Genomic DNA, 22,625 nt, shown 5'->3' on the forward strand with positions numbered 1-22,625 from the left:
ATGTATTCAGTATTTGCTCGCACAAAATTATGAGTGATTGAAAGAAGGTGTTCAGATTGTTACAGCTATGGGTGTTTTATGGAGAAGATTATCAACGAATAGAACTAAAAGAAAAAGACTTCACAGCGCTTACCATTGGCCCAGCTATTGAGCACGATGTGACCGTACAAAACTTTCCGTTTCTTTTTGGAGAAATTAAGATAGAAAAAAAGGAAAATCGTTTAGTAGTTAACGATGGGTCCCAGGAGGTTGGTGAGTTAACAGATGAAAACAGTTTAACGATCGAGCAAAGAGAAAGATTTCTAAAGCTCTATATAACATCAGCTGCGCTCCAAGCAAAGACATACTATACCGACTATGAAAATGAGGTATCTTTTGACAGTAAAGGGGATAATGCAACGTTTTATCGTCATAATTTACAGTTTCCTGAGATAGAGCTTGGACATTTCTCTGTAAATAAAATTAATGATGGTTGGATAATAAAGAAGGATTTTCTTTGTCCCTTATATTTGAACGGAAAAAGATGTCAAGCAAATCAAATTATCCAATTAGGGGATGTCCTTCAATGGGCTTTCATGGAGATAAAGCTCGTTAAAAGGGATTTAATCGAGGTAGTTACTAGCTCAAACTATACAAGTTTACTACCTGAAATAGAGCTTCCCAAATCCGAAAGATATAGTATGTATCCTGAATATAGACGAACTCCTCGGATGATATATGACCTCCCGGAGGATAAAGTATCCATATCCTTTCCAGCTCAGGAAAGTGATTCAACAGGAAGAAGTTTGTTATTAACGATTGCCCTACCACTTGTAATGCTTATTGCGATAGGTACAATCACGATCTTTGTACCACGAGGACTATTTGTCATTATCTCCATTACGATGTTCATGGCGGTTCTTGTAACCTCGACGATTAACTATTTTAAGGAACGAAAAAAGCGAAAAGAAAACGAAGAGAAGCGAAGAAGAGTATATGCAGCGTATATGGCTAATTTGCGTGAAGAGTTGTATGAGCTCTCCGAAAAACAAAAATTTGTTTTAGAATATCATTTTCCTTCATTCGACGAAATGAAACAAATGACTGAGGAGTTATCCGGTCGTATTTGGGAAAAAAGCTTAGAGAGTCATGACTTCCTACAGTTTAGATTGGGTAAGGGGGATATTCCTTCTAGCTACGAGATAAAGCTTACATCAGGAGACCTGGCAAACAGAGAAGTCGATGATTTGTTAGAAGAGGCTCAAAGAATGGAAAAAGTATATCAAACGATTCCATCTGCGCCAGTCACAACTGACCTCCATAAAGGTATTTTAGGTTTGATAGGTAAGGAAAGTGTTATTAAACGCGAGCTTCAACAGATTATTGGACAATTGGCATTTGCTCATAGCTATCATGATATTCGTTTTATTAATATTTTTAAACATGAAGAATATGAGGATTATGAATGGATGAAGTGGCTTCCCCATTCCACCCTTCCAAATATGCACGCGAAAGGCTTGATCCATAACGAGGAAACTCGCGATCAACTTCTTTCTTCTCTATATGAAATAATTCGAGAACGCGACGTCGATGAGATGAAAGGGAAAGTGAGATTTGCTCCCCATCTTGTTTTTATCATCTCGGATACCTCCTTAATAGCGGAGCATGTCATTATGGAATATTTAGAGAAAAAAGACACGAGAGAATTAGGCTTCTCTGTTATTTTTGCGGAATCTGCTGAGGAACGAATGACTGAGAATGTTCATACACTTGTCCGATATGTAAATGAACAAGAAGGAGATATTTTAATAGAAGAAGGGAAGGCAGTTAACAAGCCATTTCATCTGGATGAGTACGATTCAGCTACGAATGAACGATTTTCTCGTATGCTAAGAACTTTAAATCATCAAATTGGGATGAAAAATTCTATTCCTAATTCTGTAAGTTTCTTAGAAATGTTCGACGTCAAAGATGTGGATGATATTCCGATTAGCCAATACTGGAAAATGAATGAATCCGCTAAATCATTAGCCGTTCCCATTGGATTAAAGGGTAAGAAAGAGCTTGTTCATTTAAATTTGCATGAAAAAGCTCATGGTCCCCATGGATTGTTGGCAGGGACAACAGGTTCTGGTAAAAGTGAATTCCTTCAAACATATATTTTATCGCTAGCAGTTCATTTCCACCCACATGAGGTTGCGTTTCTATTAATCGACTATAAAGGAGGAGGTATGGCTCAGCCATTTAAGAATATTCCTCACTTATTAGGAACAATCACAAATATTGAAGGTAGTAAGAACTTTAGTATGCGTGCCCTTGCTTCGATTAATAGCGAACTAAAGCGGAGACAGAGGCTCTTTGATCGCTATGAGGTTTCTCATATTGATGACTATACAACGCTTTATAAAAATGGTGTGGCATTAGAGCCTCTCCCGCACTTATTTCTTATTTCTGATGAGTTTGCGGAGCTAAAGAGTGAGGAGCCAGAATTTATTCGAGAGCTAGTAAGTACTGCTCGGATTGGGCGTAGCTTAGGAGTTCATCTAATACTGGCAACTCAAAAGCCTGGCGGGATTATTGATGAGCAAATTTGGAGTAACGCTCGTTTTCGTGTTGCTCTGAAGGTACAAGATGCAAATGATAGTAAAGAAATCCTAAAAAATAGTGATGCTGCTTCTATTACAGTCACAGGTAGAGGTTATTTGCAGGTAGGGAACAACGAGGTTTATGAGCTATTCCAATCGGCTTGGAGCGGGGCACCTTATATGGAGGAAACACTTGAAGGAGAAGAAGACATTGCTGTTGTAACTGATTTAGGACTCATTCCGCTTACCGGAATCGAAACGAAGGTAAGTAAGAAAAAAAGCAATATGACCGAAATCGAAGCAATGGCAGCTAAAATTGCACAAACGCAAGATGATATGTCAATTCAAAAGCTACAAAGTCCGTGGCTGCCTCCTTTAGCATTAAGAATCACCCCGTTCGAGTATGCAGAACCACAAAAGGATTCATTTTTGTTAGGTATGATTGATGAACCAGAAAAACAGGCACAAAATCCAATCTATTACGAGTGGAAGAAGGATGGGAATGTAGGTATTTTTGGTTCCTCTGGATATGGAAAATCGTATACCCTATTAAGAATCCTACTAGGCATAGCGCAGAATCTTAAACCTACAGAGGCTCATCTATATATTTTAGATTACGGAAATGGTTCCCTTCTTCCTTTAAAACGACTTCCGCATACGGCGGATTACTTTACCATGGATGAGGAATTAAAGCGTGACAAGCTAGTTAAGCTATTAAAAGATGAAATTTCCAATAGAAAGGTAGCCTTCCAAAATGCCGAGGTAAGCAATATCCATATGTACAATAAATTATCGGATACTCCTTTACCATTAATTTATGTTGCCGTGGATAATTACGATATTGTGCGTGAAGAAATGGAAGAGCTAGAAGCACAGCTGATACAGTTTGGTCGAGACGGTCAATCTTTAGGTATTCACCTTCTTATTTCCGCAACTAGAGTGCAATCGATCAGACAGTCTCTCATGAACAATTTAAAAACGAAAATAGTTCATTATCTAATGGATAACACGGAGTCTTACGGTGTAATCGGTAGAGTCCCATTTGACTTAGAGCCTTTCCCAGGGAGAGCCATTATTAAGAAGGAAGACGCTAAATTTGCACAGCTTTTCCTACCAGTGCAAGGGAAAGATGATTTTGAGGTACTTGAATCTTTAAAATCAGAAGTACAAACATTAAGAGCTGCTTATGCAAGTCAGCAAGGTCCAAAGCCTATACCAATGTTGCCGCTTGAGCTAAGCAGCAACAACTTCCAAAATTATCTAGAAGAAAAGTCTGCCCAAGGTATGGTTCCACTGGGCTTAGACGAAGAGACGGTTCGACCAATCATGATTAACTTCAAAAAGAATCGTCATCTAATGTTAATCGGACCTGTTCAACGAGGCAAAACGAACACAATCAAGTGGTTAATACACCAATTAATGGACCAAGAGAATGGTTTTGTTGCTATCTTTGATTCATTCGATCGGGGACTTGCAACTTTCTCGGACGATCCACAGGTGGAATATTTGGAAACGAAGGATCGATTGATCGAATGGATTGCACGCGTAGAGCAACATTACACAGAGGTAGAAAACAGTTATCTAGAGAGCTTACAAAATGGTCAATCACCAAAGATTATACCTGCTCACTTTATCATTGATGGCTATACAAGATTTTTACAGGTGGCAGATGTGGGCATCCAAGATCGCCTATCTAAGCTTATGAAGAAATATACACATCTAGGCTTTAATGTGATTGTATCTGCTAACAATTCAGAAATAACTAAGGGATTCGATGCGTTCACTAATGAATTGAAGCTAGTTCGACAAGGATTAGTCTTTATGAAAAAATCGGAGCAAACGCTATATACAGTTCCTTATGAAAGAAAAGAGGCTGAGCTGCCACTAGGCTATGCTCATTACGTATTCAATGGAAATGCTACAAAGGTTTTAATTCCGTTATGTAAGATGGAGAGGAAGATCACGCAATGAAAAACTTAAAAAGCTCGGGGTTGTGGAAAATAGTTGCTGGGATTGTTTTAATATTAGCTCTCCCTATTTTGTTCTTCCAACTGATGGGGGTCAGTATATTGGATTTGGATAACCCAAATAAACGGGTTATCGCAATTGTAAATGAGGACCAAGGTATTACAAAGGGGCAGGAGAATATTGACATGGGGGTAGAGGTAGTTACAATTCTAGCTACCGACTCACCATATGAATGGAAGGTAGTTGGTCGAGGGGCTGCTGAGAATGGGCTAAAATCCAATCAATATGAGGCAATCGTGTATATTCCTTCTAACTTTTCATCCAATATTATGTCCTATGATCAGCAAAACCCTGCCAAGGCAGAGTTTTCGTATAAAGTGCACTCTCAAAAGGCTGGTCTTCGTAAAGAGCGTGTACTACATGAAATAGAGTCAGCTAGCAATCGAGTGAATGAAAAAGTATCAACTCTATATTGGACTTATGTGGCTCAAGAGATGGATCACATCAAAAAGGAATTCGCCAACATTTTAGGTAAAGAGACTGAGTTTTTAACGACAATGTCTGATTACTATAAACCTGAATCTGAAACGCTTGCTGAGGAAATGAAACGACAAAAAGAGCAGATGGCCGGATTGCTTTCCACGATCAGCTCCGCAAATAATTCCCATGCATCTAGAATTCAAAACGCAGAGACCTTTGGTAACCAAATGGATGGATTTATAAGCTATGTTCAGCAATATAAAGTCTTCCAAGATAGCCAAAAAGAAATTTTGAAGCAGGTTCAGGATGATAGCTTGGCCAAGATAAAAGTAGCGGCATTTTCGCAGGCGGAGAAATTTAACAAAACAGTACAACAGCTTGAAGAAAGCAATGAAAAGTTAAACGATGAAATATATAAGGTCAATGAAATCATAGATGTCAATCAAGAAAAATTTAATGCTTTGTCTGAGCTACGAAAAGGTGAGGTAGACAGACAATTGAATGATCTGCTTGCCGTCCAAAAAACTGCAATTGATCGTTACAATTTCTCTGTTCTTAATAGTTTAGAAAAAGGAATTGAGGCTAGAAAGAATGGTACAGCTGTTTTAGGTCTAATGGATATTGGGACAGATCCACAGCAGCTAAATACAATTCGCGAAGAAATGGAGCGCAAGGCTGCAGCTAAGTCGGAAACTCTTCTTCCAGGCTTAGAGGAAGAGCGTACAAAGGTCAATGAAATTCTGACCGCGCTACAATCTTTAAAAACAAAAGTAGCAGAAACAGACCCTACTTCTACTTTAGTAACTGATTTAGAGCAGCTGCAAGGAGAGCTGACGAATGTTACTGCTCTTATTTCTCAAAAGGAAGGTATTTGGAATAACTCAAAGCAAGAAGGAACAAATGATTATGCTGCAGCAACTGAGGAATATAAAAATCTTTTAACTAACTATAATACGGTATATGGAGAATACAAATCCGTTCAACAAATCATCGACACCTATCCGGCTGATACAGTGAGATTGGGATTAGAGATTAGCCAAAAAGAAGAAGCTCTATTGAATCACGCTCAATTAACAGCAGAACAGAAAACTAGATTACAAGAATTATTTAGTAAAAGAGTTACCAATACGGAGCTAAGCTCTTTATTGTCCTATTACGCAACACTAGAGCAGTTCGAATTCACATTAAATGAAGGTGGAGATAGCGTCAATAAGGATGCACTGCTTGAGGATGAAATTTTAACTGCTTTACTAAAAAATGTCGTAGACGTAAATGATTTGGAATTAGAAAGCTGGACTGCGGTTGAAGAAAGTATTCCGCAAACGCAATTAGGTATGACAGACCTTAGCACAACGTTTGCGGCTATTATGTCAGGTCAAAGAGAAACGGTAGAAGAACAGCATTTATCACTACTCAATGATTTAGACACTATTGATAAGCAGGCAAATCTTTTGCTACAACAGATTCAAAACCCAGCTACTATGTTAGGCACTGGTGAGCCTCAACAAACGGTAGGTGAAGGAGAGGTTGTTTCTAGTCAACAAAATGTAAGTAATCAGCTTCTTTCACTTAGCGAAATGATGAACACCTTATCAGAGCGCCAGAATAACCTAGTGAATTATGCGAATGATTTACATGCTAAAGCAGATGATATTAAGTCAACTTCTAACGAGTTTAGTAGCAAATGGGAAACTAACGTGGATGCAATGACCGACTTTGATGGAGACATACAAAGTTTCCTAGCTAACACATATGTGGATGGACAGGAGAATGGATATGCATTTAACCATTTTGTTAATCCATTAGGAGTAAAAGGAGCAACTGCCGTATCAGAAGATGGACAAAAAGTTCCGCCAGTTATTTTATTTATCATATTACTCATTAGCAGTTTATTAATAGGGTATTTTACTTATCAATTAAAGGATGGGGCAATTGGGCTTCGCGTAGCGATGACGATAATTTTATCCGTTCTAGTAGGAATAATTATCAGCTTATACAGTGTCAATATGTATATTCTTAATGATGAACGTGCCATTCAGTGGACGATTTTTACAGTGCTATTGCTATTGGCAAGTGCTTCTATAGTTCGAGCGGCATTAGAATTTGGTCAGGCAGCAGGCTGGCTGGCTAGTATAGCACTTATGTGTGTGTATATCGTTCCTTTACTAATACTTGCAGTTCCAGATGTAAGTGTTCCAGATATTTTATCGAATGTATATTTATCTATTAAATATGAGGCAGACACAAACTTTTTGGTGGGAGTAATTATTACAGGCGCTATTGCTATAGTGATGCTAGTAATTTCGTATTTTGTGAGCAAGAATAATGGCCAAAATGCTACAACTGTAGATGAAGCCTATGAAAGCTAACAAAATTATTTTGATTATCTTCTGTGCAGCACTACTCTGTTTTTTTAAAAGTGGAGAAGTGCTAGCAGATGAAAATAAAACAATTGATGAATTAGAACCTTTGCTATATGAAAAATTAGAATTCAAGAAGAATACCGATTATCTACACGATGTAAAGAAGACCGAAATGAAAAATACTATTCCTGTTAAGCAATTTAATATCTATTTTGATGGTAGAAATAAGTTACCTGATCGAAACGACTCCGCTTTCTTATTTCAACATGCTGAAAGAGGAGAGAATAGTACGGTAGCAGCAAGATCGGTAGAATTAAAGCTATTTACTTCAGGCGACAAAGAGACAAAAGTACAAACGAACACCTCTTTTCAAGAGGAAGAAAGCTCAAGCAACAATCTTCTTATCTTCATTTTTCTTTCCATTATAGTCATTGGGATTATCATTCTTTTCACTGTATTTTTACCAAAGCTTGCTCAACCAGCAAACGGTGTTTCTAGAAGAAAAGATCAAAAACCTTTAGGAGAGGGGTAATAGAATTGATCGCACATTATTATGCCATGATAGCAAAAAAAGAAGAGGAAATAAGAAGATTGAACGAGTGTCAATCCTCTTTAACTGGAAAACAATCTGAGTTTACATCGAATGAACCGAAATGTATGGAACCGGAGTTAACTACTACAACCTGGTACGGGACGCTAGCCACTGCTTTTGATGAAATACGTGAGTCAGGAATAAAGGCTCCTTACCAAGAAATTATTGGGACGCAATTTAGCGCGGTGTTTAGCGCAATTTCAGCTAAAATAGCAGAAATTCAAGCAGAAATTGCCGCTCTTAGGGCAACAATCGCAAGAATAGCGGCGGAGGAAGCTGCTAATCCGGGAAGATATACAGGAGTATAACAAAGGAGGTCTTTTTATGACTGAGGTAAAAATTGTCTACGCTGATGTAGAAAATCAATTAAAGGAAATGACGGCTGCAAATGAGGGACTAAATCCTACAAAAGAGTCGCCCATTGAAGGAAATGTATTAGATGTCGTTGATAAACTAAATGAACTTTCTACAAATCTAGAAACCTTATTGACTAAATACCAGAATTTATTGAATGAAAATATCCTTACTACTACTAGTTCTGTTGAATTTATGAAAGAAACGGATGAAACATTATCCACGGGTATCAAAGGCTCTGGAGGATATAGGATGTTGGCGCAATGAAGGTACTAGATGTAGATTTACTTCAAACTGGTATAAAGAGCAATTTGGATATGTTGACTCGTTTGGAAGAAGAAATAAAAGAAATAGAGAAGACTATAACAGGCTTAGTGGGAATGGATAGTAGTCTAAAAGGGCAGGGTGGAGAAGCTATTCGCTCCTATTACAATGATTGCCATCTTCCTTTTCTGAAATTCTTTTTACAATTTAAACAAAATTTTAAAACAAAGCTTGACCAGCTAAAATCTGCTTTAGATTCATTGGAGCCAGACACAGAGGGGTATATTCAGGAAAGTTTCCTTTTAAATGAGGTAGAAGAAGGATTAGCTGAAATATCTAGAATTACTGGTAATTTAACAGATGAGTCCAATGCCATAATGGACCAGGTGTCCGATATTGTGGCACTTCCTCATTTAGATGATAGTGACGTTCAGCAAGGGGTCATCGATTCTAGAAAAAAGAAAGATGACACAATAACTGACTTGAACGAGTTTGACTCAACTCAAGTATCCTCTATGCTATCAGTCGAATCGAATATAAAAACAATGGATACATGGTTACAGGAAATGGAAGGAATGATGAGCTCAGGGCTCTCCGACATTCATTTTCCTGCGGAAGCTTGGGCTCAATATACGGCTTATACCCCAATTTTGAGTAATCTATCGAGCAGTGTAAACGATCCAGGTTCTGTAGCGGAAAAAGATGCTTCTGAAAGTACTGGGGATGTTTCAAAAGATGGTAATTTTAGTGAGTATGTAGGTCATTATGGTAATGCTAGCACTATCATAACTGACACTAAATCGGGTATTCACATGTATAATGCTACTAAAAACGGGCAACTATCTACTTCTAGGCATTTTGTTCCTGAATATGGTAAAACTTCCTACCGAATTAATGCTAGTGCTACAGCTATGGGGAAATTAGGTTTTCCCAATGAATCTGGAGGAATGCTTAAATATGCTGGAAAGAAACCTGGACAGTCAGGCTGGTCAGCAAAAGGAGAAATGGTTTTAGAAAAACATCCCCATCTTCGGTATTGGGGAGATAGCGCCACTTTTGGTGAGAAGGTAAAGACCGTTGGTTCTGCAACGTTTAAAGGAGCTGGAACTGGTTTTACTGATTTAGTAGACTTTAAAGGAGTTACACAAAATGGTGTGGCAAAAGGATTACTAAAAGGAGCTACTAAAGGAGTTGCCCCTCTTACTGCTGCGTTGAGTTTTAATGATAATTATAATACCGCTAAGGATGATGGATTGAGTGGAGGAGAAGCCGTAGCAAGAGCTACAGCAGATACCGCTGCTGATGTCGCGATTGGGAGTGCCATTCAAGTAGGCCTGACTGCAGCTGGTACTGCATTTATACCAATACCAGGATTAGGAACATTTGTTGGAGCAATAGCAGGAGTTGGGGTCAATATGTTACTAAACGCTAAAGGGAAAGATGGTAAATCCGCTTTGGATACACTGAAGGGATGGTTCCATTAAGAAAGAGGAGAGAAATTTGGCAAGTAGGTTAAAGGAAGAGGATTTTGAGGTATTAAGGATTCCTTTAGAGTCCGGGAGACAAGGGCCAGCTCAATTGGCAGTAGCATTAATTTTAGGGGCAATTTTTATGCCACTGATATATGCTTTAGAATACTATGTGGCATCATACGATAGTATTTTTCCTTATAAACAGGAAATTCTGAATGTGCACTTTTGGTTTACAATTATTTTAGCCGCTTTGTCAATTGTTTATGCTATTCCATTCATTTATCGTAGAAGCCAAAAATTCCAATATTTATTAAGCATACTAGTTTCTCAAAATCTTTTTACATTTCCCTTATTTATTTGTGCTTTATTTTTCATCGGGAGAGACGGAGAAGGGATGAAGGCTACGCCTGAATCTCTTCTAAACTTTACATATGTTTTATTATTTATTGGTTTACTGGTTTTTGTTGTAACATTTATAAGATTTTATATTTTATTAAGAAAAGGGCAGTATAGAAAGGGTTCTCGTAAAGAGCAACTTCGAACAAAATTTGAGAAGAAGTCCTTGTTATCTACTGCTATATTTGTGGGAATTGGTTTAGTATTGGTTCTCCAATTTATCATTAGGAAATCTGCTATCAATGATTTCAATATGTACGGTGTAGTCCTAATTGGTATAACTCTTTTTTATGTTATGCTTTTTATTCTTCCGGAGCAGCTTATTATTCTATATTGTAAAATGCGTTTTAAAAGCTTTAATTATAATGAACGTGGTTATTTAAATGGTTTGGAAACTGATCTGAGAGGGTGAACTTGATGGGGATTGAATTATGTGCACTAATGTTTGAAAATTTGCTAGTCTTTAATGCCGAGGGGAATAAGGAAGATTGGCAGGAAGGTATTTATCATTTAGAGGATATTGCATTAACCAAGGATGTATATAGAAATGGACCTTTGTTTTTCTCGTTTAAAAGTGTGAAAGATAACGAGTCTTTTGGAAAATTTACTTATTATCTTCCGATAAATAGTCAAGTGGAAGTTGCAGAAGATGCGAACTTTTCTTTTCAAAAACACTTTAAAGTGGATAGAGCATTATTATTACGCCAGGCGGATGAAAAACTTAATATAAACACTGCGTTCGATGAAATAAAATCCTATTCCAATTTAAATAATATAGAAATTGAGGATTATTATTATTGTATCCTTCTAAATGTTTATGGGGAATACATAGTAGATTTATATGTACCATTAAAAAGCCAGGGTGATGAATAATGATAGTAGAGGACCATCAAATTGCTTATCGTAACGTAGTATCAAAAAAATATAATTTTGTTCCAGAAGAGATTGAATTAGCCTTTCAAGACTTCGTACAGCTATTATCGAAGCATAATTATTCACCAGCAGGTGTAGTATTTTATACTATTCTTAGTGAACCAACCGCAGAGGTTATGACTGCAGAGATATTTTTGACAATAAATGAAGATAGCTTAGTTATTCCTAGTGAGGAAGCTGTTAAATTTACTAGCTATTTTTGCGTAGACAATTTACTGATGACTAGAGTAAAAGATGATTTCGTTTTAAAATCTCAAGAAAAATACTGGGAGTTATTTAGCTATATGGAGCAAAAAAAATATGTTCAGAAGACCCCACTTTTCATTCAAATGAAAAAAATGCATACAACTAATTCTACATACGTGGAAATGAGCTTAGGCGTATTTTAAGGTTAATAAGTGCCCGGTTTGTAGCATTTTTAAGATGAAAATTCAAGAGCCCTTATTAAAGCCTGTACCCGAGATGGTATGGGCTTGCTTATTATTTATTACAGGTGCCAGGCACTTGTAATATATTGGTCATAATTCATAAGAGTATAGACATTTTGAAAACGCATCCTTTTAAGAAGGATGCGTTTCGTTTTATTTGGTATAAGAATGACTCTTTAATGTTAACTTCTAGCTCCAACGTGGTTATCGCTGTTTCTTAACTTGAATTCGTGCAACTTGGTTTAGATTAATGGTGTATTGGTTATCTGTCACCACGAACATTCCACCATTTATGTATTCGCGCTCTGCTGTTCTAATATCCGTGTTTGTTTCAAATAATAGTTGATGGCCATCGTGAAAAGATAATAAAAATTTATATTTTTTTATTTCATCGACGTTCTCCAATTTTTCACCCCCTTTTAATCGATAGTATCATTTGAATAAATTAATTTCAATATAATTGGTAATAAAGTGTGAAAATTTACTCATTGTATTTGCTGAGTAAATATAAATAGGTATAAGCCCTTTCTTGGTATATAATAAGTGGACAAACATAATTGTTTTAATAGAAGCTAAAAGGAGTTTGAATTGATTGAGTAAAAAGTCTATAAAAAATGAGTTGCCTGAAAACTATGAAGAGCTAAAGAAAGCAGCCAATCGTACTGGAAGCTGGAGAACTCGTCTTAGTGCCGTTGAAGAATTAGGAAATTATAATACAAGCCAAGTAATAGATATCTTAAAAGTTAGATTAACCCATGATCCTGTATTCCAAATTCAAGAAGAGGCTTTCCGCGCATTGCTAGAATTAGGAGAAAATGTAGAATTACCTAAGCGTAAAAAGTTTGAACTAGTTAAAGGAGCGAACAAGGTGTTCGTTCGAGTGAAAAAAAGCTTACCAAAAGATCATACTTTTGATGAGTATTTAACTAAGCTAAAAAGAATGAGAATCGATGTTTATGATGCATATGAGGGTGAAAAGGGCTTAGACTGGTTAGAAGAAGAGTGGAAAAATTTAAAGTAACCTTTTAGAACAAGGTCAATCGAGCTAGATGATTGGCCTTTTTTTATTATAAAATACATGATTTCTGGCTTTATATAAATAGCTTGAGAGATTTTATTTGTACAAAAACTTGATTAACTTTATAGTTCTTTGAATTTTTTTAATATTTATATAAAATTAACTTTAAAGATAGAGTATAATATTATTTTAGGAAAAGTTTTAATTTTTATTCTAGCCCAGCTCCTATCCTTTGAGGTAAATGGGTGCTTGGATTTAATTATATTTATTGAAATGGAGGGAATACAGTGACACAACTATTATGGAATACTCCCCAAAAGCTTCGCGAATTGTTATGCGAGCTAGTGAGCTGGAATAGTATCACCTTAACTGACGGAGAAAGAGAATTTGCACCAAAATTATTAGAAAAAATTAGAGAAATAGAATATTTTAAAAATCATCCAAGTCAACTGCAAATGCATGATGCTGGTTTGGGGAGACAAGCGGTTACAGCTTTATATAAGCATCCAGAAGCGACTGAGACAGTAGTGCTTATCAGTCATTTTGATACAGTTCAAACGGAAGAGTATGGAACATTGGAGCCACTGGCATATTTCCCAGAGGAACTGACGAAAGTGCTAATGGAGAATCCAAGTGAACTGCCTGAGGGAGCACGCGCTGATTTAGAAACAGGTAAATATTTATTTGGCCGTGGGACTATGGATATGAAGATGGGTTTAGCCTTACATATGCAATTAATAGAAAAAGCAACTTTTGAAGAGTGGCCAATTAATTTAATTCTTACAAGTGTCCCAGACGAAGAGGTAAACTCTGCAGGGATGCGAGCCGCAGTAACTCAGCTAGTAAGGCTGCGAGAAGAATTTGGACTTAACTATAAACTGTTTTTAAACAGTGAGCCTTCCTTTTCTCAAAATCCTACTGACATAGACGAATATATATATTCAGGAACTATCGGTAAAATAATGCCTGCCGCATTGTTCTATGGTAAAGAAACACATGTAGGAGAGCCAATGAAGGGGATGACGGCAAACTATATTGCTTCTTTCTTAACGCAACGTATGGAATTTAACCCTTTGTTTACAGAAAAGGATCTTGGTGAAAGTACGCCTCTACCTGTATCTTTGCAGCAAAAGGACTTGAAAATGTCTTATTCTACACAGACTCCTTACCGAGCAGTTGCTCTATATAATGTATTTTTATTTAAAAGAACAGCTAAAGAAATTATGGATTTGTTTGAACAGGTAGCTAATGAGGCAATGACGGAGTTGAATCAAACTTATAAAAATATTTGCGAGCGTGAACATGTAAAAGGGGTAGGACAGGTCAAAGTCTTAAAATATGAAGAACTGCTTGCTTATGCAAATAAAAAGCTTGGAGAAGAAGAAGTACTTAGGTTAAAGCAAGAGGCTTTGCTAGATGAGGAATGGGATGACAGAGAAAAATCTCTTCGTATAGTCGATAGTTTGATGATTCAATGTCAGGAGCTGGCGCCAGCGACGGTTCTACTATTTGCACCACCTTATTATCCTGCAGTGAATACTTCTCATGATTCAATCATCAAAAATGCGGTTGAGCTAATGAAGAAATCGGCCGAATCCTTTGATAATACAGTAAAGCAAGTTCACTATTTTAATGGAATATGTGATTTAAGCTATGTAAATTATGAGGACGAAGGAAATGGCTGGACCTCATTTGAAAGTAACACGCCAGTATGGGGTGATACGTATAGCATTCCATTTGGAGACATGGCAGAACTAAAAGGACCGGTATTAAACGTTGGTCCATTTGGGAAAGATGCTCATCAAAAAACAGAGAGATTACATATAGATAGTGCTTTTGTTGAAATGCCTGTAATGTTGGAAACACTCATCAAAAGTTTATACTGATATATACAGAATATTGCTTGGTTCTTAAAAGTGTAGGGAAAGTCATTTTGACTTTTTCTACACCTTTTTTATTGGTTCATGATTAGAATTTGCCATTCTGAAAATTTATTGACCGGGAAATAAATGAATTGTTACAGGTGCCAGGCACCTGTAACAATTTAATCACGAAAGGGCTTCTTCTGTTTTCTCTATGTGGTTTTTTAGATATTGAAGAACGCCGGTTGTAAATAATTCTACACCTACGGAAAGCATATTTTCGTCAATATCGAATTTTGGATGGTGATGACCGAAAGAGTTTTCTTTTCCGATGCCGATAAATGTAAATGATGCAGGGATTTCATGTGAATAATAAGCAAAGTCTTCTCCTCCGAGAATTGGATCTATATCGATTACTCTCTCTGCTCCAAATAAACGAGTTGATGTTTGTTTTATAGAAAGAGTAAGGTCTTTGTCATTCATTAACGGTGGATCACCATGAAGGTATTCTAACTCATATTTAGCTCCAAATGACTTACAAACGCCGTCTACAATTTCTTCGACTCGCTTATGGATTAATAGGGAGATGTCTTTGTTAAAGTAGCGAACAGTTCCAGATGCAAAAGCAGTGTCAGGAATAACATTGTAATTACTGCCAGCGCTTAATTCTCCAATACTGATAACGGCATGGTCTATTGCCTTAATACTGCGACTAACAATAGTATGAAGCTGAGTAATGATATGTGAAATGACAAGTGTCGGATCAATAGTAGTTTCTGGCATAGAGCCATGACCTCCACGTCCAAGGATTTTAATAGAGAAGCGATCAACTCCTGCCATTGTTGCTCCTTCTCTTACACCAATTATTCCTGTTGGAATTGGCTCCCACAAATGATAACCAAATATAGCATCTATACCTTGAAGTCCATTTGCTTCAACTATTTCTACCGCACCGCCAGGAACTTCTTCCTCAGCATGCTGAAATAAAAGATGAATTTTTCCATATATTTTATCTTTGTTCTCTACTAAAACTTTGGCGATTCCAAGTAAAATGGCCATATGCCCATCATGGCCACAAGCGTGCATTACTCCACTATTGTCTGATGAAAATGATAGGCCGGTTTCCTCTAATATTGGTAGGGCATCCATGTCTGAACGGATAGCGACAGTTTTCCCAGGATGAGCTCCCTCTATAACTCCAACTATATCCTTACCGGTAATAGAATAGGTGTAAATATTAAGTTCATTGAGTCTCTCCTCAATATAAATTTTCGTTTTTGTCTCGAAATGAGATAATTCAGGGTTTTTATGTAAATGTCTTCTTTGCTCAACAATCCATGAATTTAAAGAGGTACTAATCTTCATAAAAATTAACTTCCTTCCTTCAAATCTTTTTTAGTAAGTATACATTCTTCCTTTAAAAGTGGGAATAGGCATTACAGAATTATTGCAGGTGCCTGGCACCTGCAATAATTCTGTAATATAATTTGCCGATTAATACAAAAAGCTGCTCAGGTTTAATGAGCAGCTTTGTTGTTTATAGTTTGAATTTGTTAATGAGGTTTTGGAGTTCCTGTGCAACCTCATGGGTTTCTGCTGAACGATTGGATATCTCATCGATAGAAGCGGTTGTTTCTTCTGTCACTGCTGAGATGCTAGTAGTAACCTCTTCTATTTCACGCATAGATTCAGTCAGACTTTCAATAAGTGCCACTACTTGTTTAGAATTGTTGGCTTCTTTGGTTGTCATTTTGGATATAAGAGAAATTTCTTCAACTGTTTTAGAAACTGCTGTAGAGATGTCACGTAACGATTGAGAGGTTTGCTGAACTGTAGCATTTCCATTTTCGATTAGCTTTGTGCTTTCATTAGTGGAATTAACTACATGGCCAATGCTCTCAGTGATTTCACTTACAATTTTTTCAACCTGACTGACTTCTAGATTAGATTGTTCTGCAAGCTTACGAACTTCCTCTGCTACTACTGCAAAGCCTTTTCCGTGCTCTCCAGCACGAGCGGCTTCTATTGATGCATTTAGAGCTAATAGATTTGTTTGAGCTGCAATTCCTGCAATGGATCCGGTAATTTGCTGAATTTTATTAGTTGCTTCATTCAATTTTACAATTGTTGCACCAGTTTCAATGGAGGAGCTGTGTATTTTCTCCATATCCCTGCTTGTTTCTGCAGCACGTTTAAGCCCTTCTTGAGCAGTTTGCATTGTGGACATGGAGTGTGTCGCACATTGGTCTGCAGTTCCTTTAGAATGTTGTAACCCTTCTGCTAGATTGTTTAAAATAGCGGAGGAACTTTCTGCGGAAGCTGTTCCAGTAGAAATAGATGCAACGTTTTCACTCATATTATTGGCGATTTGGTGAATGGCTTCCTTCATTTCATTTAAAGAGAAGGAAGTCTCCTCGGAATTTCTCGTAAGTTGGGAGGAGGTATTTTGGACAGTGCCAATGATAGTGCGTAAATTTTCAGCTACTGTATTAAGCGTTATACTTAAATCGCCAATCTCATCCTTGCTAGTAAAATTCGTATCCTTAACGGACAGATTTCCTTTTGCAATCTCTCCAGCGTGAGCAATCAAAACCGATAAAGGTTTCGTCTTTCTTCTTATTAAAAATAAAGTCGCAAGAGAAGCTAAGATTAAAGGAATTATACTTACTAATAATCCCTTGCTTACTACGTCCCAAGTACGCTCCGATACGATGTCTGCATTGAAATCTATTACACTAATTGCAATTATTTCTTTCGTAGGATCGTGATCCTCAAAAATAGGTGCATATCCTGATAAGCGATTCATCCCAGCATATTCGTAGCTTTCTGAATAAGTAGAGTGACCCATCGAGACAAGCATATTTATAGCTTCTTCGTCTATGTAAAATTGATCTCCTGCTTTAAAGCCGGTTTCTTTTAAATTATCGTCTAGAGCTAATATCTTTCCATCTAAATCTAGTATATATTGCGTTTCAAATATATCTTTGTGTGCAGTTGTCCAATTTAGCTTTTCACCTATGCTGTTAACTGCAGCAGAGTCTCCGGATAGAATTTTTTGGACATCCTCTGGCGTCAGTAGGCCAGTAGTTATATTAGCGCACCCATATGCTTCAATACCAGCTGCTTTATATAGTTCCCCATAGGCAGTTTTATAGGTAGCGATAGAAGTGATAGTTAGCATGACAATCATTACGCCCACAATAATAGCCCCAAGATGGGTTGTAAGAGTATTCTTCCATTTCCATTTCACAATAGATATCTCCTATTCTATTTTTTAATTGATGAAAACTTATTAACCTTCTATTTATAACACGTTTTTACTAATAAAAGATAGAGGAAATGTACATATTACTTATAATACTTACATAATAATTAGGCATATTTACTTAAAAATACATATTTTTAATTAGGGAGAGAGTATTAGCATAATTTTTGCTTGTAATCTTTTTGTTACACAAATGTAAAAGCGCTAGTGTTTATTCCATGTTAGGATGGGTATAGATAAAATTTCAACGAGAAAGTAATAGAGAAATTTTTCAATACTTCTTTGGGGGAACATCAACTTTGAAATCTATGTTAAAAAAAATCATCACTATCTTTACTCTGACTCTAGTTTTAGCCATGGGAACATTTGCAGGAAATACAGAAGCTGCTAGCACTGTAGCGTCCAACAAAATAGTATCAAGTGCGAATAATTTAATAGGAATAAAATATCGATATGGTGGTACAACTAAAGCAGGATTTGATTGCTCAGGATTTATTGGATATGTATACAAAAGCAACGGAATCTCTCTTCCTAGAACAGCTGCTGGAATGTATAGTAAAGGAACATCAGTAAAAAAAGCTAACTTAGCTGTTGGTGATCTAGTTTTCTTTAATACATCAGGTAAAGGTGTTTCACATGTTGGAATGTTCATCGGCAACGGAAAATTCATTCATGCTTCTACTTCAAAAGGAGTAAGAGTTGATAAAATAAACGATCCATATTATTGGGGCAAGAAATACGTAGGCGCTAAAAAAGTAGCGAACGTACAAGTAGCGAAAAAATAATGAGATAAATAAAACCGTTTCGGCTAAAGCTGAAACGGTTTTTTGTGTGCATAAACTCTAAGGTTAGTCTTTTAATAATAGGGCTAGTTGGAGTGCTAATGCATCCTGAAAGTTATTAGGATTATAGCCTGTCAAATGGGCTATTTTGTTTAATCGATAGGTAAGCGTATGGCGATGAATTCCTAGTTCTTCCGCGCAAATACCTAGTTGCAGATTGCTTTCAAAATATTTTTGTAAAGTTAGCTGTAACTTCGAGTCAAGGTGTTGAAGTAATCTTTCTGTATACGTTTGAATTTCAAAGGCTTCTTTACTTTTGAAAAGTGAATATATTTCTACTTCCTCAAAGGAAACGATTGGTTTATTAGGATTACCATACTGATGGGCAAGCTTAGCAGTTTGGTATGCATAATGAACCTGTTCTAGGTTGGCAACTTCTCTTCCCAATCCTAAAGAAATAGAATAATATTTTGTCAATTTATCAGCGAGTAAAGAAACCTTACGGGAAAACGTTTCTTGATCTAACCCAGATATTAAAATAAAATGCTCACTCGCCTGATAATGTCCTACTAAAATGGAGTCAGTTTCTAAATAAAACTCTATCTCCTCTATAATATTTTGATAGGAGGGAGACTCAGGATCAACCTCAAGCATCATAGCATAAAATGGAGCTTTATTTTGAAAGCCAATTTTATTTAGTCGTTCCTGTAAATACTTCTGGATAGGCTGTCCACTCATTAATTCTTCAAATACCAACTCTTGAATTTTTCGTTTCCACTCTCTTTCTGAAACGATTAAGGCTTGATGAACCATCATTTCTGTTGTGAGTTGAACGAGTTTTGAGATTTCTTCAATCTCTTGTGGCTCTCCGGTGACTCCCATGACTCCAACTAAATCCTCCTGAAAAAATATAGGCAAATTAATGCCTGGTTTTGTTCTAGGAAAAAGGTGATTATTATCTTTTGTAATCCATAGAGGAGACTTAGTTCGGGCTACTTCAATTGCTCCTTCATGAATTCGGTTAACTCTCATCTTGTCTCCCGAGGCAAGAATGACTCCATTAGTTTGCATAATATTAATGTTTCGGTGAAGACGAAGCATAGTCTGTTGGACAATTTGCTCGGCTAATTGTTTGGTTATCAAAGTATTCACCTCAATGTATAAAAAATCTTCTGTTATAATACAGATAATTTATACTTTAAGTATAATGCAATGACTTTTCCTTTGCACTATAATTTTTGTAAGCGCTTCACTTAAAAGGAGGAGATCTTATTAAAATTGTTGTTAGCCCTGATTCCTACAAGGGTTCATTGTCTGCAACTGAAGTTGCAAGAGCCATTGTAGAAACTATTAATCAAATTAACCCAACTATTGAAACTGTATTACTTCCTGTAGCAGATGGTGGAGAGGGGACATTAGAGCCTCTTATTTTTGCAACTAAGGGACGTTTTGTGAATGCTACTGTAAGTGACCCGTTAGGAAGACCTATACAGGCATTGTATGGCGTTTTAGGAGATGGAGAAACCTGTGTCATAGAAATGGCAAGGGCTTCAGGTCTTACTCTTTTAACTGAACAGGAAAAAAATCCGCTAGAGACATCTACCTATGGAACTGGAGAGCTTATTCGACATGCTCTCGATCAGGGATTTAGAAAATTCATCATTGGGATAGGTGGAAGTGCAACCAATGATGGCGGGGTAGGAATGCTTCGTGCATTAGGTATGAAATTTAAGAATAAAGTAAAAGAGATAATCCCTAATGGAGGGGGCTATCTTGGGGACATAGAAGAAATTGATATTAGTGGATTGGACGAAAGATTGCAAGGTTCCCAGTTTAAATTGGCTTGTGATGTAGACAATCCTTTGATAGGTGCTAATGGAGCAACTGCTGTCTTTGGTCCTCAAAAAGGCGTGACCCCTGATATGATCAGTCATTTGGATGCGAATTTACATGTTCTAGCAGACAAAATTGCTGAAGTAACAGGTATTCATGTGCATCATACACCTGGTGCCGGTGCAGCTGGAGGACTTGGAGGTGCATTTCTTGCATTTTTTCCTGTCCATTTGAAGCCTGGTATTGAGGTGGTTATGGAAGCCATTCATTTTGAAAATCAAATAGAGGGTGCTGATTTTATTATTACAGGTGAAGGAAAAACAGATCAACAAACTCTATCTGGAAAAGCACCAATGGGTATTGCTAAAGCTGCAAATAAAAGAGGTATTCCGGTTATATTAGTCTCAGGATTCATAGAGGCTGAAGATAAAGGTGAATTGTCATCCTACTTTTATAAGCTTGTGAGTATAGTAGACGATTCCGTAAGTGTAGATGAATCTATGGAAAATCCGATTCATCATTTGAAGGCAAAAACAAAGGAAATAATGCAAGCTATCCTAAAGAAAGAGGTGTAGGAAGATGTTGTTTTTAGTTATATTGTTAGGGGTAATTTTTGTTGTTGTTGCTACAGCCATTTTTAAGCTCCACCCTTTTTTAGCTTTATTAATTAGTGCTTTCTTTGTAGGAATTGCCTCTGGTATGCCATTGCTAACAGTGGTAGAGAACGTAAACAGTGGTTTTGGTGGGTTGATGACAAGTATTGGTATTGTAATTGTTGCGGGAACAATTATTGGAGTTATCCTAGAAAAGTCTGGTGCAGCATATCGGATGGCAGAGGTTGTCCTTCGTATTTTAGGTGAAAAACGACCACAGCTCGCTATGTCAATCATAGGCTTTATTGTTTCAATTCCTGTATTTTGTGATTCTGGTTTTATTATTCTATCAAGCTTAAAAAAATCATTAGCAAAACGTGCGAAGGTCAAGGTAGCTTCAATGGCAGTCGCTTTATCTACAGGTCTTTATGCGACTCATACATTAGTTCCTCCTACACCCGGTCCTATCGCAGCGGCAGGTAACATTGGGGCAACAGATTATTTAGGTACAATTATTTTAGTTGGTTTATTTGTTGCAATTCCAGCTACTATTGTTGGGTACTTATGGGCTGTTAAGGTAGGTACAAAAATTGATGTACCTGCTGACCATGAAGAGGCGCTAGATTATGAAGAGGTTATCAAGTCTTTTGGGAAAATGCCTTCTACATTTAAATCTTTCTTGCCAATCGTCTTGCCTATATTATTAATAGGAATCGGGTCAGTAGCTGCATTAGTTGGGGATGAGTCAGGATGGACGAATTTCCTTAGATTCCTAGGTTCACCTACAGTAGCACTGTTGTTTGGTGTGTTTGCATCTTTCCTATTGTTACCTGAAATTAGTGAAAAAACGTTGTCAGGCTGGATCGGTGAAAGTTTAAAAGAGGCAGCACCGATTCTATTAATCACAGGAGCTGGTGGTGCGTTTGGTACTGTTATTAAAAACTCGGGAGTAGCAGAATTACTGCAAGAAATGGATTTAGGAGTTCTGGCAAATGGAGCATTATTCCTGTTAGTACCATTCCTAATTGCGGCAGCTTTGAAAACTGCTCAAGGCTCCTCTACAGCGGCGCTTGTTATTACATCATCTTTAGTAGCCCCAATGCTTCCAACTTTAGGAATAGAGGGAGCATTACCGCTTGCATTAGTCGTAATGGCGGTAGGAGCAGGTGCAATGACAGTCAGCCATGTCAATGATAGCTATTTCTGGGTAGTGACACAATTTAGCGGTATGAAAGTTACAGATGCTTACAAGGCGCAAACAATGGCAACACTACTGCAAGGTATTACCACTATCATCGTCACAGCAATTCTTTGGTTCATATTTGTGTAAGTCGTTTAAGAGGTTGACTAGTATGTTACAGGTGCCTGGCACCTGTAACATAATACACCCTGTAAAATAAAAAATTGCAAAGTAAAAAACCCCATTTAGACACTGCTTGCCAGTGCTTAGACGGGGTT

At 37.1% G+C, this 22,625-nt stretch carries 18 protein-coding genes; 14 read left to right on the forward strand and 4 right to left on the reverse strand.

The window, feature by feature from the left end:
- Positions 1-56 precede the first annotated feature (56 nt).
- The 9 genes from essC to ACQKNZ_RS04325 are packed head-to-tail and all read left to right on the forward strand — an operon-like array spanning position 57 to position 11,775.
- A complete protein-coding gene (gene essC, locus ACQKNZ_RS04285; protein WP_427658316.1) occupies positions 57-4,535 on the forward strand; it encodes a type VII secretion protein EssC in 4,479 nt (1,492 codons plus the stop codon).
- Positions 4,532-7,381, forward strand: coding sequence for a type VII secretion protein EsaA (gene esaA, locus ACQKNZ_RS04290; protein WP_154311343.1), 2,850 nt, complete (start codon positions 4,532-4,534; stop codon positions 7,379-7,381). Before essC ends, esaA begins: the two co-directional genes overlap by 4 nt.
- Complete coding sequence (gene essA, locus ACQKNZ_RS04295; RefSeq protein ID WP_427658318.1) at positions 7,362-7,907, forward strand: type VII secretion protein EssA; 546 nt, start codon at positions 7,362-7,364, stop codon at positions 7,905-7,907. The genes esaA and essA overlap by 20 nt, the downstream gene beginning before the upstream one ends.
- Before the next feature lie 5 nt (positions 7,908-7,912).
- Positions 7,913-8,275 (forward strand): YwqH-like family protein, encoded by a 363-nt coding sequence (locus ACQKNZ_RS04300; RefSeq protein ID WP_225215872.1) that lies wholly within the window; start codon positions 7,913-7,915, stop codon positions 8,273-8,275.
- A 16-nt stretch (positions 8,276-8,291) separates the two neighbouring features.
- Positions 8,292-8,588 carry a YwqI/YxiC family protein gene (locus ACQKNZ_RS04305; protein ID WP_144537419.1) on the forward strand — a complete coding sequence of 99 codons (297 nt, stop codon included), beginning with the start codon at positions 8,292-8,294 and terminating at the stop codon, positions 8,586-8,588.
- The gene (locus tag ACQKNZ_RS04310; protein WP_144537421.1) at positions 8,585-10,069 is read left to right on the forward strand and encodes a T7SS effector LXG polymorphic toxin; all 1,485 of its coding nucleotides are present in this window, start codon (positions 8,585-8,587) and stop codon (positions 10,067-10,069) included. The genes ACQKNZ_RS04305 and ACQKNZ_RS04310 overlap by 4 nt, the downstream gene beginning before the upstream one ends.
- A 16-nt stretch (positions 10,070-10,085) precedes the next feature.
- Positions 10,086-10,865: a hypothetical protein gene (locus tag ACQKNZ_RS04315; RefSeq protein WP_144537423.1), complete on the forward strand. Its 780-nt coding sequence runs from the start codon at positions 10,086-10,088 to the stop codon at positions 10,863-10,865.
- Positions 10,866-10,870: 5 nt separating this feature from the next.
- The gene (locus tag ACQKNZ_RS04320) at positions 10,871-11,326 is read left to right on the forward strand and encodes a DUF5085 family protein (RefSeq protein WP_144537425.1); all 456 of its coding nucleotides are present in this window, start codon (positions 10,871-10,873) and stop codon (positions 11,324-11,326) included.
- Entirely contained in the window at positions 11,326-11,775 is a 450-nt protein-coding gene (locus ACQKNZ_RS04325) for a DUF5085 family protein (RefSeq protein WP_342578147.1), read from the forward strand. Before ACQKNZ_RS04320 ends, ACQKNZ_RS04325 begins: the two co-directional genes overlap by 1 nt.
- Positions 11,776-12,018: 243 nt before the next feature.
- On the opposite strand, the gene ACQKNZ_RS04330 is transcribed toward ACQKNZ_RS04325, so the two are convergent.
- A complete protein-coding gene (locus ACQKNZ_RS04330; protein WP_144537429.1) occupies positions 12,019-12,219 on the reverse strand; it encodes a hypothetical protein in 201 nt (66 codons plus the stop codon).
- A 187-nt stretch (positions 12,220-12,406) separates the two neighbouring features.
- Between ACQKNZ_RS04330 and ACQKNZ_RS04335 the strand changes: the two genes are divergently transcribed.
- Entirely contained in the window at positions 12,407-12,835 is a 429-nt protein-coding gene (locus ACQKNZ_RS04335) for a HEAT repeat domain-containing protein (RefSeq protein ID WP_144537431.1), read from the forward strand.
- Positions 12,836-13,119: 284 nt separating this feature from the next.
- A complete protein-coding gene (locus ACQKNZ_RS04340; RefSeq protein ID WP_427658322.1) occupies positions 13,120-14,718 on the forward strand; it encodes a M20/M25/M40 family metallo-hydrolase in 1,599 nt (532 codons plus the stop codon).
- Between the two features lie 162 nt (positions 14,719-14,880).
- Here ACQKNZ_RS04340 and ACQKNZ_RS04345 read toward each other — a convergent pair whose 3' ends face one another.
- Together ACQKNZ_RS04345 and ACQKNZ_RS04350 are read right to left on the reverse strand one after the other, a co-directional pair.
- Positions 14,881-16,059: an amidohydrolase gene (locus ACQKNZ_RS04345; RefSeq protein WP_144537435.1), complete on the reverse strand. Its 1,179-nt coding sequence runs from the start codon at positions 16,057-16,059 to the stop codon at positions 14,881-14,883.
- Between the two features lie 172 nt (positions 16,060-16,231).
- Entirely contained in the window at positions 16,232-17,944 is a 1,713-nt protein-coding gene (locus ACQKNZ_RS04350) for a methyl-accepting chemotaxis protein (protein ID WP_229653931.1), read from the reverse strand.
- 323 nt (positions 17,945-18,267) lie between these two features.
- Between ACQKNZ_RS04350 and ACQKNZ_RS04355 the strand changes: the two genes are divergently transcribed.
- Positions 18,268-18,744, forward strand: a complete 477-nt coding sequence (locus ACQKNZ_RS04355) for a C40 family peptidase (RefSeq protein WP_144538232.1) — start codon at positions 18,268-18,270, stop codon at positions 18,742-18,744.
- 63 nt (positions 18,745-18,807) lie between these two features.
- Here the strand turns inward: ACQKNZ_RS04355 and ACQKNZ_RS04360 are convergent, their stop codons facing one another.
- The gene (locus tag ACQKNZ_RS04360) at positions 18,808-19,884 is read right to left on the reverse strand and encodes a CdaR family transcriptional regulator (protein ID WP_340862738.1); all 1,077 of its coding nucleotides are present in this window, start codon (positions 19,882-19,884) and stop codon (positions 18,808-18,810) included.
- 128 nt (positions 19,885-20,012) lie between these two features.
- Between ACQKNZ_RS04360 and ACQKNZ_RS04365 the strand changes: the two genes are divergently transcribed.
- Together ACQKNZ_RS04365 and ACQKNZ_RS04370 are read left to right on the forward strand one after the other, a co-directional pair.
- Positions 20,013-21,149, forward strand: coding sequence for a glycerate kinase (locus ACQKNZ_RS04365; RefSeq protein WP_427658915.1), 1,137 nt, complete (start codon positions 20,013-20,015; stop codon positions 21,147-21,149).
- A gap of 4 nt (positions 21,150-21,153) precedes the next feature.
- Positions 21,154-22,497, forward strand: a complete 1,344-nt coding sequence (locus ACQKNZ_RS04370) for a GntP family permease (RefSeq protein WP_144537441.1) — start codon at positions 21,154-21,156, stop codon at positions 22,495-22,497.
- Positions 22,498-22,625 lie beyond the last annotated feature (128 nt).

The sequence above is a fragment of the Psychrobacillus sp. NPDC093200 genome, from assembly GCF_050280345.1.
Taxonomy (GTDB): Bacteria; Bacillota; Bacilli; order Bacillales_A; family Planococcaceae; genus Psychrobacillus; species Psychrobacillus faecigallinarum.

Excerpts from the sequence above, each read along its gene's own strand:
- ACQKNZ_RS04320 (WP_144537425.1), top strand. The coding sequence starts at position 10,871 with ATGGGGATTGAATTATGTGCACTAATGTTTGAAAATTTGCTAGTCTTT.
- ACQKNZ_RS04305 (WP_144537419.1), top strand. The coding sequence starts at position 8,292 with ATGACTGAGGTAAAAATTGTCTACGCTGATGTAGAAAATCAATTAAAG.
- ACQKNZ_RS04355 (WP_144538232.1), top strand. The coding sequence starts at position 18,268 with ATGTTAAAAAAAATCATCACTATCTTTACTCTGACTCTAGTTTTAGCC.
- esaA (WP_154311343.1), top strand. The coding sequence starts at position 4,532 with ATGAAAAACTTAAAAAGCTCGGGGTTGTGGAAAATAGTTGCTGGGATT.
- ACQKNZ_RS04345 (WP_144537435.1), bottom strand. The coding sequence starts at position 16,059 with ATGAAGATTAGTACCTCTTTAAATTCATGGATTGTTGAGCAAAGAAGA.
- ACQKNZ_RS04370 (WP_144537441.1), top strand. The coding sequence starts at position 21,154 with ATGTTGTTTTTAGTTATATTGTTAGGGGTAATTTTTGTTGTTGTTGCT.
- ACQKNZ_RS04325 (WP_342578147.1), top strand. The coding sequence starts at position 11,326 with ATGATAGTAGAGGACCATCAAATTGCTTATCGTAACGTAGTATCAAAA.
- ACQKNZ_RS04310 (WP_144537421.1), top strand. The coding sequence starts at position 8,585 with ATGAAGGTACTAGATGTAGATTTACTTCAAACTGGTATAAAGAGCAAT.
- essA (WP_427658318.1), top strand. The coding sequence starts at position 7,362 with ATGAAGCCTATGAAAGCTAACAAAATTATTTTGATTATCTTCTGTGCA.